At 69.2% G+C, this 11,632-nt stretch carries 12 protein-coding genes; 10 read left to right on the top strand and 2 right to left on the bottom strand.

The genetic code is table 11. From position 1 onward, the window contains the following. From CDO46_RS14085 to CDO46_RS14055, 7 genes are all read left to right on the top strand, one after another. Positions 1-489: MFS transporter (locus CDO46_RS14085; protein ID WP_140416865.1), on the top strand; the 489-nt coding region annotated here is incomplete at its 5' end. A gap of 129 nt (positions 490-618) precedes the next feature. Further along, entirely contained in the window at positions 619-1,131 is a 513-nt protein-coding gene (locus CDO46_RS14080; protein ID WP_087839084.1) for a MarR family winged helix-turn-helix transcriptional regulator, read from the top strand. Positions 1,132-1,186: 55 nt separating this feature from the next. Next, positions 1,187-2,116 (top strand): branched-chain amino acid transaminase, encoded by a 930-nt coding sequence (locus CDO46_RS14075; protein ID WP_087839083.1) that lies wholly within the window; start codon positions 1,187-1,189, stop codon positions 2,114-2,116. A gap of 5 nt (positions 2,117-2,121) precedes the next feature. Further along, the gene (locus CDO46_RS14070; RefSeq protein WP_087839082.1) at positions 2,122-3,711 is read left to right on the top strand and encodes a gamma-glutamyltransferase family protein; all 1,590 of its coding nucleotides are present in this window, start codon (positions 2,122-2,124) and stop codon (positions 3,709-3,711) included. Between the two features lie 54 nt (positions 3,712-3,765). Next, a complete protein-coding gene (locus tag CDO46_RS14065; protein ID WP_132980185.1) occupies positions 3,766-4,908 on the top strand; it encodes a Xaa-Pro peptidase family protein in 1,143 nt (380 codons plus the stop codon). Between the two features lie 29 nt (positions 4,909-4,937). Continuing rightward, positions 4,938-5,924 carry an ornithine cyclodeaminase family protein gene (locus CDO46_RS14060; protein ID WP_176400752.1) on the top strand — a complete coding sequence of 329 codons (987 nt, stop codon included), beginning with the start codon at positions 4,938-4,940 and terminating at the stop codon, positions 5,922-5,924. Positions 5,925-5,966: 42 nt separating this feature from the next. Beyond that, positions 5,967-6,944, top strand: coding sequence for a tripartite tricarboxylate transporter substrate binding protein (locus CDO46_RS14055; RefSeq protein ID WP_087839079.1), 978 nt, complete (start codon positions 5,967-5,969; stop codon positions 6,942-6,944). Between the two features lie 39 nt (positions 6,945-6,983). On the opposite strand, the gene CDO46_RS14050 is transcribed toward CDO46_RS14055, so the two are convergent. Then, on the bottom strand, positions 6,984-7,526 hold the full coding sequence (locus tag CDO46_RS14050; protein ID WP_087839078.1) for a MarR family winged helix-turn-helix transcriptional regulator: 543 nt from the start codon (positions 7,524-7,526) through the stop codon (positions 6,984-6,986). A gap of 187 nt (positions 7,527-7,713) precedes the next feature. Between CDO46_RS14050 and CDO46_RS14045 the strand changes: the two genes are divergently transcribed. Genes CDO46_RS14045 through CDO46_RS14035 form a run of 3 tightly spaced genes read left to right on the top strand, consistent with a single transcriptional unit; the run spans position 7,714 to position 10,641 of the window. Continuing rightward, positions 7,714-8,844: a Rieske 2Fe-2S domain-containing protein gene (locus CDO46_RS14045; protein WP_176400751.1), complete on the top strand. Its 1,131-nt coding sequence runs from the start codon at positions 7,714-7,716 to the stop codon at positions 8,842-8,844. Positions 8,845-8,852: 8 nt separating this feature from the next. Beyond that, a complete protein-coding gene (locus CDO46_RS14040; RefSeq protein WP_087839076.1) occupies positions 8,853-9,632 on the top strand; it encodes an SDR family NAD(P)-dependent oxidoreductase in 780 nt (259 codons plus the stop codon). Positions 9,633-9,666: 34 nt separating this feature from the next. Further along, complete coding sequence (locus tag CDO46_RS14035; RefSeq protein WP_176400750.1) at positions 9,667-10,641, top strand: tripartite tricarboxylate transporter substrate binding protein; 975 nt, start codon at positions 9,667-9,669, stop codon at positions 10,639-10,641. A 10-nt stretch (positions 10,642-10,651) separates the two neighbouring features. Here CDO46_RS14035 and CDO46_RS14030 read toward each other — a convergent pair whose 3' ends face one another. Beyond that, the gene (locus tag CDO46_RS14030; protein WP_140416864.1) at positions 10,652-11,620 is read right to left on the bottom strand and encodes a hypothetical protein; all 969 of its coding nucleotides are present in this window, start codon (positions 11,618-11,620) and stop codon (positions 10,652-10,654) included. Between the last annotated feature and the right edge of the window lie 12 nt (positions 11,621-11,632).

Genomic DNA, 11,632 nt, shown 5'->3' with positions numbered 1-11,632 from the left:
TGCACGCTGGCCGTGATGCTGCACGACCGCTTCCACCTGGGCAGCACGGCCGCCGGCGCCTTCGGCCTGGCCGGCGCGGCGGGCGCCCTGGCCGCGCCCTTCGCGGGCCGGCTGGCCGATCGCCGCGGCTCCGACGGCGTGGCCCGCATCGCCACCATCATCGCGGCCGTCTCGTTCGCCAGCCTGGCGCTGACCGAGGTGCTGCCGGCACAGGCGCAGCTCGCCTTGCTGGTGGCCAGCGCCATCGGCTTCGACTTCGGCGTGCAGGCCTCGCTGGTTGCCAGCCAGACCCAGGTCTACGGCCTGGAGCCCGCGGCGCGCAGCCGCCTGAACGCCCTGCTGGTGGCCGGGATGTTCATCGGCATGGCCGCCGGCGCGGGGCTGGGCAGCCTGGTGTGGGCGCATGCGGGCTGGCTGGGCGTGGTGGGGCTGGCCACCGCGACGGCGCTGGGGGCGTTGGGGGTGAGGATGGCGCGCGTGGGGGGCTAGCAGGAGCGGGAGGCTGTGGGCCTCCCGTTTTTATGCGATATCAAATGAAAATATTCTTGTAAAAGAACTTGCATATGCAAGTTTATTTGTGAGTAAATAGGCCATCGCAACCATCACGGTTCCTTCGCCATGGCCTCCAGCTCGACGCGTTCCTCCCGCCGCAAGCCGGTCGATCCGGTCGATGACGAGCCGGATGCCTTCTCGGACCAGCGCAGCGAAAAGAAGACGGCCTACCTGCTGCGGCAGGTGTCCGAACGGCTGGCCATCAGCCTGACCGAGGCGCTGCGCCCCTTCAACCAGACCGCCAGCGTCTACCGGGTGTTGATCGCGCTTACCCGCCGCGACCATGCCCGCATGCGCGACCTGATCGAGCTGACGCTGATCGAGTCCTCCACGCTCAGCCGCACCATCGGCCGGATGGAGGCGCAGGAGCTGGTCACCGTCGAGCAGGACGATGACGACGGCCGCGCGGTCATCGTTTCGATCACCCAGGCCGGGCGCGACCTGCTCGACGCGATGCTGCCGGCGGTGTCGGCGCAGTACGAGTGGTCGGTGCACGACGTGCCGCCGGCGGACCTGGAGATCCTGCGCACCACGCTGCAGCGCATGCTGCGCAACCTGAAGATTTCTCCCATCAAGTAAGCGGCAATCCCTTCAAGCAGTTCTTGCAGTCGGCCTTTCCTGGAAGGAGGCGGTCATGGAAGAGCAGGGTTCACCCATCTGGATCGATGGCAAGCTGGTGGATTGGGCGGATGCGTCCGTCCATTTCGTCAGCAACAGTTTCCAGTATGGGTTCGGGGTCTTCGAAGGCATACGCGCCTATGACGGCGAGCAGGGCACGTCCATATTCCGGCTCGACGCCCACATCGACCGATTGTTCAAGTCGGCCAAGATCATCGGGCTGGACATTCCCTACACCCGGGAAACCATCGTCGAGGCCTGCCGCGAAACCGTCGCGGCCAGCGGCCACTCGCAGTGCTATCTGCGGCCGGTGGCCTACATCGGCTACGGCGGCATGGGGCTGAACTACACGGGGTGCAAGGTCAGCGTGGGCATCGCGGTCTGGTTCTGGGGCGAATACCTGGGCCAGGGCAAGCTGGAGCAGGGCACGCGGGTCAAGACTTCGTCCTATACGCGGCATCACATCAATTCGAACATGTCCAAGGCCAAGGCCTGCGGCAACTACATGCTGTTCCAGATGGCGCGCACCGATGCGCTGCGCGGCGGCTACGACGAGGCGCTGCTGCTGGACGCCGAGGGGCACGTGGCCGAGGGCTCGGTCGAGAACGTCTTCATCGTGCGCGACGGGCAACTGATCACGCCGCCGCTGACCTATATCCTGGACGGCATCACCCGCGACTCCATCATCCAGCTCGCGCGTGGCGCGGGCCTGGTGGTGCGCGAGGAGTTCTTCACCCGCGACGCCATGTACATCGCCGACGAGGCTTTCTTCGTGGGCACCGGGGCCGAGGTCACGCCAGTGGTGGCGCTGGACGACCGGCCCATCGGCCAGGGCGTGCCCGGGCCGGTGACGCGGCGGCTGCAGTCGCTGTATTTCGATGCCGTGCGCGGACGCGACGAACGCTACGCGCATTGGGTGACCCCGGTGGCCGGCGTGCCCGCCTGAGCGCCATGGATCTCGACTACGCATTGCCCTATTCGTCGCAGCGTTCGCCGGTGCTGGCGCGCAACGTGGTGTGCGCCTCGCAGCCGCTGGCGGCGCAGGCCGGGCTGCGCATGCTGCTGCAAGGCGGCAACGCCGTCGATGCGGCGGTCGCGGCCGCCATCGCGTCCACGGTGGTCGAGCCCACCGCCAACGGCGTGGGCAGCGATGCCTTCGCGATTGTCTGGGACGGCGCGAGCCTGCACGGCCTGAACGCCAGCGGGCGCGCGCCGGCCGCCTGGGATGCGGCGCGTTTCGCCGGGCGCGAGACCATGCCGCGCCGTGGCTGGGACAGCGTCACGGTGCCGGGCGCGGTGTCGTCGTGGGTGGCGCTGAGCCGGCGCTTCGGCGCGCTGCCGTTCGAGCGCTTGTTCGAGCCGGCCGTGGACTACGCCCGGCGAGGGTTCGCGGTCAGTCCGCTCATCGCCGCGTTGTGGCAGCGCATCGCGCCCAACTACGCCGACCAGCCGGGCTTTGCCGAAGCCTTCCTGCCCGGCGGGCGCGCGCCTGCCGCCGGCGAGACCTTTCGCAATGCGCCGCTGGCCGGCACGCTGGAGGCCATCGCCGCCACCGGCGGCGAGGCTTTCTACCGGGGCGCGCTGGCCGAGGCCCTGGTCGCGCATGCCGCGCGCCATGGCGGCGCGATGACGCGCGACGACCTGGCCGCGCACGAGGCGCACTGGTGCGGCACGCTGTCGCAGCGCATCGGCGACGTCGACGTGCACGAGATTCCGCCCAATACGCAGGGCATCGCCACGCTGATCGCGCTGGGCATCCTGGCGCGCCACGACCTGCGTCGCCACGCGGTCGACAGCATCGAGGCCATGCACCTGCAGATCGAGGCGATGAAGCTGGCGTTCGCCGACGTCGAGGCCTTCGTCGGCGATCCGGCCGGTATGCAGGTCGACCCGAAGTCCCTGCTGGCGGATGACTATCTGGATGCGCGCGCGGCGCTGATCGATCCGGCGCGCGCCGGCGATTTCGGCGCGGGCGCGCCGCGCCAGGGCGGCACGGTTTATCTGGCCGCCGCCGACGCGGCGGGCATGATGGTCTCGTTCATCCAGTCCAACTACGAGGGCTTCGGTTCGGGCGTGGTCGTGCCCGGCACCGGCATCAGCCTGCAGAACCGCGGCATGGGCTTCTCGCTGCGGCCCGGGCATCCCAACCTGGTGGGGTCGCGGCGGCTGCCGCTGCACACCATCATCCCCGGCTTCGCGATGCGCGCGGGCCAGCCCGCGATGAGCTTCGGCGTGATGGGGGGGCCGATGCAGGCGCAAGGGCATCTGCAACTGGCCGTGCGTACGCAGCTGTACGGCCAGAATCCGCAGGCCGCGTCCGACGCGCCGCGCTGGCAGGTGGTGTCGGGACGCAAGGTGCTGGTCGAGGCCGGCATGCCGGAATCCAGCGTGGCGGGCCTGCTGGCGCTTGGCCACGAAGTGCGGCAGGAATCGCCGCAGGCGGCCTTCGCGTTCGGCGGCGCGCAATTGATCCTGCGCGGCAGCGACGGCTACGTGGCGGGATCGGACCATCGCAAGGACGGCGCGGCCGTCGGCTTTTGACTACCGCGTCGCACGCTTCCAAGGGACGCGGCGCGGCGACAGGAGGAGCGAACAGTGAGCGTGCCACGGCAGGAGTTCGAAGCGAGGATGGCCCGCGCGCGGGCGGAAATGGCGCGCGCCGGCATGGACGGGCTGGTGGTTACCGACCCCGTGGGTTTCTATTACTTCACCGGCGAGAAGGCCAGCCCCGGCCGCCCGGCGGCCTTCGTGCTGCCGGCCGAGGGCGAACCGGCCCTGGTGAACTGGAGCGGTCCGGACATGTTCGCGCGCCTGTATCGCCGGCCGGGCCATCCCTGCGTGGCCGACCGGCGCATCTACCCCGAGATGCCGTTCGACCGTGAGCCGGCCACCGACTGGGGACTGCGCGACATCCTGGCCGAACGCGGGCTGCACGCCGCGCGGCTGGGCATCGAGCTGGGCAACGAACCCCGGCTGGGCCTGGGGCTGGCGGACCTCGACCGCCTGCGCGGCGAATTGCCCGGCATACGCTGGGTTGATTCCTCGCCGGTGATCTGGGCCTGCCGCATGATCAAGTCCGAATGGGAGATCGAGCAGCTGCGACAGGCATGCGCGATCGGATCGCGGGCCTGGGCGCAATGCCTGGGATCCTTGAACGAGGGCGTGACGCAGCGCGCGGTCCAGCAGCGCATCATGGCCCTGTACGCCGAACTGGGCGCGGACCTGGATTCCGGGCCGCCGGTGGCGCTGGGCGCCACGGGTCCCGGCGGCGCCTTCCGGCGCGGGGACATTCTTTACCTGGACGGCGGCTGCAGCGTGAACGGCTACAAGATGGACATCACGCGGCGCGCGGTGTTCGGCGCGCCCAGCGCGCGCCAGCAGGGCGAGCATGACGGCATGTGGGAAATCCTTTTCCAGGTGATGGAGAAGATCCGGCCCGGCGTCACGACCGCGTCGGTGTTCGAGTACTCGCAGTCGCTGCTGGCCCGGACCGGCTGGACCAACTACTCGGACCACCCCGCCAAGCGCATCGGCCACGGCATCGGGCTGGTCAACGAGCCGCCCTACATCAACGCGTTCGATGCGCACGTGTTCCAGGAAGGCATGAGCATCACGCCGGAACCCAAGATCGAGACGCAGGAAGGGCTGCTGAACGCCGAAGAGCACGTGATCGTGCGCGCGCGGGGGTGCGAGATCATCTCGGGCTCCCTGGACTGGCGGCTGCACGTCATTTCCTAGCGAACCCACAGGCTTCGATGGAGACCGACATGCCCGCCGCCATACGACCGCTCCTGCTGTCCGCCGCCGACGTCGCGCGCTGTGCGCCGCCGCTGGCCGATGTCATCCGTGTCGTCGAGGACACCTACCGCCGCGACGCGGCAGGCGAGGTCGAGGTGCCGGCCAAGGTCGCGCTGCATCCGCACGGGCCGTCCAGCTTCCTGCACGCCATGCCCGCCTGGGTGGCGGGGCAGCAGGCGCTGGGCATGAAGTGGGTGTCGTTCTTTCCGGGCAATGCCCGGCATGGCGCGCCGGACTCCAGCGCGCTGATCGTGCTGAACGATCCGGTCACCGGCGTGCCGGTGGCCATCATGGAAGGGATGTGGATCACCTACGCCCGCACCGGCGCCTGCGCCGCGCTGGCGGCCAGGTATTGCGCGAACCCGGCGCCGCGCCGCGTCGGCCTGGTGGGCTGCGGCGGCCTGGGCGAGTGGTCCCTGCGCTGCCTGGCGGCGCTGTTTCCCTCGATCGCGGAAGTGTTCGTGGCTTCGCAGCGCCCCGCCTCGCGGGCGGACTTCTGCGCGCGCATGGCGGGCCGGGGGCCGTGGACGCTGACGCCGGTGGACGAGATCCGGCAGGCCGTGCAGGACATGGACATCGTGGTGTCTTCCGTACCCAAGCTCCAGACGCACCCCATCGCGGCCGAGTGGTGGTCGCCGGGCACGGTGCTGATCCCGCTCGACATCACGGGCTCGTGGGACGACGCCACGTATGGACGGGCCGACCGCGTGGTGTGCGACCACCGGGACAACCTGGCGCGCGCCTTCGAGCGCTACCGGCCGGGGCTGGCCATCGACGATGCCCGCGGCATCGGCATGCAGGACATCGTGAGCGGCCGCGCCCCGGGACGGGCCGCCGCGACGGATCGGGTCATGGCTTTCATGACCGGCATAGGCAGCATAGACGTGGCGCTGGCGTGGGACATCTACCGGCGCGCCGACAAGCAGAACCGGGGACAGCGCTTCGACCTGGCCTAGGTTCCGGCCGGCCAGGGTTTCCTTACGTTCATGGGAGTTCTTATGAGCAAGCCATGCAGTGGATGCCGTGTGGTCCTGGCCATCGCCAGCCTGTCGTTCGCCGCCGCCGCCTTCTCCGCCTATCCCGAGCGGCCGGTCAAGATCGTCCTGCCCTATCCGCCCGGCGGCGGCGGAGACCTGGTGCTGCGCAACCTGCAGCAGGCCCTGGAGAAGCAGCTCGGGCAGCCCGTCATCATCGACTACAAGGCCGGCGCGGCGGGCAACATCGGCACGCTGGACGTGGTCAACGCCGCGCCCGATGGCTATACGCTGCTGATGGGGCCGACGAACAACTTCGTCATCAACCAGTTCCTGTTCCCGAAGATGGGCTTCGATCCTCTGGCGGCGCTGACGCCGGTCAGCCTGCTGGTCGAGCAGCCCTATCTGGTCACGATCACGGGCGCATTGCCGGCCCGCGACTACGCCGGTTTCGCCGACTATGCCAAGGCCCACCCGGGCAAGCTGAACTACGGATCGCCAGGCGCGGGTACCGTGCCGCACGTGTCCGCGCTGATGCTGTCCGATCAGTTGGACGCGCGCATGGTCCACGTACCCTACAAGGGTTCGCAGCCCGGGGTGCAGGCGCTGGTCGCCAATGACGTGCAATTGCTGATCGCCAGCTACGGCATCGTCGCCGGGCAGATCGCGGCGGGGCGCATCCGCGCCGTGGCGGTGGCCGCCGACCAGCGGCTGCCGGCCCTGCCGCAGGTGCCGACCACGGCCGAGGTCGGCCTGCCGCCGGGCGTCATCCTGGCCAACTGGTGGGGCATCGCGGCGCCGCGCGGCACCGATCCGGCCATCGTCGAGCGGCTGGCCGGCGCCTTTCGCGCGGCGGTGGGGGATCCGGACGTGCAGCGCAAGTTCGTTGAGCAGGGCACGCTGCCGGTGGCGAATTCGCCTGCGCAGTTCGCCGACCGCATGCGGAACGAGGCCAGGGCCTGGAAGGACATCATCGCCCGGACGGGCGTGACGATAGAGTGACCGCCATGCGATGACCCGGGGCGGGGCCATCGCGGCGCGTCAGCCGGCCGGGTCCGGATCGCGCGGCGCGCGCCGCCGTCCGCGTGGCCTGGGCTGGTAGTACAGGGTGGCCACGCCCAGCATCTTGGACAGCAGCCGCAGCAGCTGCTGTCTTTCCTTGGCCGTCAGCGGCTGGACGATTTCGTCCTGGATGTCCTCGAGCATGGGGCCCAGCTGTTCGAGCAGCGCCAGGCCTTCGGCCGAGGCCTCGACGCGCTGGCGCCGGCCGTCGGGCCGGCGCACGATCAGCGAGCGTTGCTCCAGCCGGGCGGCCACCTGTCCGGTGGTCGAGGTATCGAGTCCCACGATGTCGCCCAGTTCGGCCTGATCCACGCCAGGCCGGATCGAGATCGTCTTGAGCACGACGTACTGGATGGGCGTGAGGTTGAAGCGCCGGGTGATGGGCGCGAAGGCCAGCGTGGTCTTCTGCTTGGCGCGCCGGATCAGGTGCCCCGGCATGCTGTACATGACCAGCAGCGGATCGGGCTCGTCGCGCGTAGAGCCGGCCTGGGCCGGCAGTTCGTGGTCGGGTTCGGGCTGCATGGAATCTCCTCGGCGGCAACGTTACCACACCGGTCGGATGAGTTGGCCTGATTATATGTGTGCTTATATGTACACAAATAAAAAAATGATTTAAAAACAATGCATTGTATTTTATAAGCATCGATATTTGACATGATATTTCCATCTTCTTATAGTGTCCGCATGCTTGGAACCCAAGGGGATGGAAATGAGTGGCACCGTGGTCAAGGAACTGGTCCAGCTGATTCCGGAGGGCTTGCCTTCCGGGCTGCGCAATTACTGGTATCCGATCCTGCAATCGGAAGAGTTGCCCGCCGACAAGCCGGTGGGCCTGAAGGTGCTGGGCGAAAAACTTGCCGCGTGGCGCGGCGCCGACGGCCGGCCGAACGTCGTGCGCGACCGTTGCCCGCATCGCAGCATCCGCCTGTCGGTCGGCCGCGTCATGGATGGAGACCTGCAGTGCCTGATGCACGGGCTGCGCTTCGATGGCGAAGGCCGCTGCACGCTCATCCCCTGGGAGACCGCGCACACTCCCCACCACGACCGGCTGGCCGTGCCCGCGTATCCGGCGCGGGAACTGGGAGGCTATATCTGGGCCTACCTGGGCGACCCGGTCCGCTTTCCGCCGCCGCCGCTCGAGACCCAGGTTCCCGAGGAACTGCTCAAGCCCGATGAGTTCATCTGCTTCCGGCTGCCCACCTCCACCTGGAACGCCAACTGGCTGCTGGCCATCGACGGCAGCGACGGTTTCCACGCCGTCGTGCTGCACACCGATTCGCAGGCCGTGCACCGCGCCGAGCGCAAGCCGGGCAGTAACGAGGTGCCGCTGGAAGACCGCCGCATCAAGATCATCCGTACCTCGCACGGTGTGCGCGGCGTGTCGGTCGACCTGGAAGGCAAGCCGATCAATCACGGCCACTTCACGGTCGACGTCAAGGGCCAGCGTTTCTGCCTGCCCTGTCTGACCACCAATCCCATCGTGCCGGCGCCGGGCGCCGCGCCCTACGCGTCGCGGCTGTGGCAATTCCCGCAGGACGCCCAGCACACGACGGTGGTCCGCTTCCTGTCCTGGCGCGCCCGGACCGAGGCCGAACGCGCCGCCGCCACGCGCCTGTTCAACGAGGTGGCGCTGCCGCGGCTGGAGCTCGTCAATACCGAGGATGCCTTCGCCGCCGAGGCGCAAGGCGACCTGATCGAGGCGCGCTCGCGCGAATACCTGCTGGCCCCCGACGAAGACGTGATCAAGGTGCGCCGCTTGCTGCGCACCGCCTTCGTGTCGCAGGCCGAGCACGGCGAACGCATCGACAACCCGGCCGGTTCGCTGGCCTATCCCGTCTAGGAGTCAGCATGGGCCACCGGCTCGAAGGCAAGACGGCATTGATTACCGGCGGCGCGGGCGGCATCGGCCAGGCCATAGCCTCGCTGTTCGCGGACGAAGGCGCGCGCGTGCTCCTGGTGGATCGCGACGCCGACGCGCTCGCGGCGGGCGTGGCCCGCCTGGGGCGGGACCGCATCGCCACCGCGACGTGCGACATCGCCGATGAGGCCCGGGTGGCGCGCCTGGGCGACGCCATCCGCGCGCACGGCGACGCGCTCGACATCCTGGTCAACAATGCCGCCACGCGCGAATACCATCGCCTGGCCGATGCCGACGCCGCATCCTGGCAGCGCATCCTGGCCGTCAACGTGATCGGCGCCGGCCTGGTCACCGCGCTCGCCCTGCCCTGGCTGCGCAGGTCGGGGCGCGGCGCGGTGGTCAACGTCGCCTCCACCTTCGGCATCTGCGGCCGGGCCGGCATGGGCCAGTACGACGTCACCAAGGCGGCGATGGTCGCGGCCACCCGCGTGCTGGCCATCGAGGAAGCCCGGTACGGCGTACGCGCGAACGCCGTGTGCCCGGGATCGGTGCTGACCGGATTCACGCTGGGCCGCGCGGCCGCGCGCGGCCTGTCCGAGGCCGAATTGAAGGACCGCGGCTTCGTGCCCGCGCCCATCGCCCGCTGGGGCGAACCGGCCGAGATCGCGGCGCCGGTGTTGTGGCTGGCTTCCGACGAAGCCTCGTTCATCACGGGTGCCGTGCTGCCCGTGGACGGCGGGGTGTCGGCCAGCGGTACGCGCGTCGCCTAGCGCGGCGTTTCCACTCTCGTTCAGGATGTTCCGTATGAAGACCCTTGCCGCACTCCTGCTGTCCTGCGCCGCCTGCCTGCCGATGGCGGCCGCCCATGCGGCCGACGCCGACTATCCGTCGCGGCCCATCACCATCGTCGTTCCCTTCCCGCCCGGCGGCAGCCCGGACATGCTGGCCCGCGTGATCGGCGACAAGCTGGGCCAGCGCCTGGGCCAGACCGTCGTGGTCGAGAACCGCCCCGGCGCGAGCGGCACCATAGGCGCCGCGCACGTTGCCCGCGCGGCGCCCGACGGCCATACGCTGATGATGACGCCGAATACCTTCGTGCTGTCGCCGCTGGTGCTGCCCAAGGGGGTCGTGACCTTCGACGTGCAGGCCGACTTCGCGCCGGTGATACTGCCGGCCAAGACGCTGATGGTGCTGGCGGCGCATCCGCGCCTGGGCGTGAAGAACCTGCCCGAGCTGGTCACCTATGCCAAGGCCCATCCCGGCCTGACCTACACCGGTTCGGCCAATGGCTCGCCGCAGCACGTGGCCGGCGAAATGCTCAAGCAGATGGCCGGCATCGACATGTCCTTCGTGTCGTACAAGGGGCTGGCCCCGGCGCTGAACGACACGCTGGGGGGACACGTCGACCTGATCTTCGTGCCCTACGGCAACGTCGCCCAGCACGTGAAGGCCGGCGCGCTGACCGTGCTGGGCGGCCTGGACGAGGAACGGCTGGCCTCGGCGCCCGAGGTCGTGCCGTTGCGCGAGCAAGGCTATCCGCGCATGGTGGTGGGGGTGTGGACGGGGCTGTTCGCGCCGCGCGGCACGCCGGCTCCCGTCGTCGACAGGCTCAACCGCGAGATCAACGCGATCCTGGCCCTGCCCGACGTCAAACAGCGGCTGGAAGGCGCCAGCCAGATCCTGGTCGGCGGGCCGCCGGCAACGCTGGCCAAGGTGGTCAAGCGAGACCTGGACACCTACGCGCCCATCGTCCGCAGCGCCGGCATCACGGCGGACTGAGGCGCCGGCCTCAGGTCTGCAGCATCGAGGGCCAGAACATCTCTTCCGGCTCGTACTTGCGCGGCGTCAGGCCCTGCCTGTGGGCGTAGGCCAGCATGCGGTCCACTTCGTGGCGGGTCCTGGCGAAGCCCCACGGGTAGATGTCGGGCCCCGCCGCGCGGCGTTCCTCTTCCCACAGCGCGCGATACCACAGCGAGGTGGTGTGGATGCGCGCCCATTCCTCCTGCTTGCGGTAGCAGGCCTGCTTGGATGCTTCCCAGGCGTCGTACAGGCTTTGCGCCACCCACGGATGGGCTTCGAGAATGCTGGTGCGCACCAGCAGCGTGTGCATGATGGGAAAGCAGCGCGTGCGGGCGAAATAGGCGCGTTCCTCGGCGCCGTGGTCGGGGAACAGGAAATCGATGTCGGGATGGACGTTCGGTGCCCACACCTCGGTGGTGATACCCGCGTCGATCGCGTTCGAGGCCAGCAGGTCGTACTGCGAGGACCCGGCCGGCGCGATCTCCATCTTCAGCCACGGCGGTGGCGTCCAGTCCGGCAGCCGCACCGGTTGCCAGGCCACCCAGGTGATGGACGACAGGTCGACGCCGTAGTCTTCTTCCAGGATGCCCTTGGCCCACAGCGCGGCGCTGGTGGCCCAGGTCTGCACGCCCACGCGGCGGCCGTTCAGGTCGGAAGGCTGGGTGATGCCGCTGCGCCGGTTGATGTAGATGTACGAGTGCCGGAACATGCGCTTGACGAAGATCGGCAGCGCGGTGAAGCCCAGGCTGCGGCGCGGCAGGTCGGCGATGTAGGTGCCGGTGAAGAACTCCGCGACGTCGAACAGGCCGCGCGCGCTTTGCGACTGGCGGCTGACGTCGTCGTCGTTGACGGTGATGTCGAGTTCGATGCCCCGCGGACGCACGGTGCCGTCGATCAGGGCCTGGGCGCGGTCGTAGGGACCGCAGGTCATGCTGAGTTTCAAGGGAGGCGCGGACAACGGTTGCTCCTT

Origin of the sequence: Pigmentiphaga sp. NML030171, assembly GCF_002188635.1 — a bacterium.
GTDB lineage: Bacteria > Pseudomonadota > Gammaproteobacteria > Burkholderiales > Burkholderiaceae_B > Pigmentiphaga > Pigmentiphaga daeguensis.
This window is presented reverse-complemented; position numbering and strand designations above follow the sequence as displayed.

Coding starts and splice junctions, on each gene's coding strand:
- CDO46_RS14080 (WP_087839084.1), top strand. CDS start 619: ATGGCCTCCAGCTCGACGCGTTCCTCCCGCCGCAAGCCGGTCGATCCG.
- CDO46_RS14075 (WP_087839083.1), top strand. CDS start 1,187: ATGGAAGAGCAGGGTTCACCCATCTGGATCGATGGCAAGCTGGTGGAT.
- CDO46_RS14070 (WP_087839082.1), top strand. CDS start 2,122: ATGGATCTCGACTACGCATTGCCCTATTCGTCGCAGCGTTCGCCGGTG.
- CDO46_RS14060 (WP_176400752.1), top strand. CDS start 4,938: ATGCCCGCCGCCATACGACCGCTCCTGCTGTCCGCCGCCGACGTCGCG.
- CDO46_RS14055 (WP_087839079.1), top strand. CDS start 5,967: ATGAGCAAGCCATGCAGTGGATGCCGTGTGGTCCTGGCCATCGCCAGC.
- CDO46_RS14050 (WP_087839078.1), bottom strand. CDS start 7,526: ATGCAGCCCGAACCCGACCACGAACTGCCGGCCCAGGCCGGCTCTACG.
- CDO46_RS14045 (WP_176400751.1), top strand. CDS start 7,714: ATGAGTGGCACCGTGGTCAAGGAACTGGTCCAGCTGATTCCGGAGGGC.
- CDO46_RS14040 (WP_087839076.1), top strand. CDS start 8,853: ATGGGCCACCGGCTCGAAGGCAAGACGGCATTGATTACCGGCGGCGCG.
- CDO46_RS14035 (WP_176400750.1), top strand. CDS start 9,667: ATGAAGACCCTTGCCGCACTCCTGCTGTCCTGCGCCGCCTGCCTGCCG.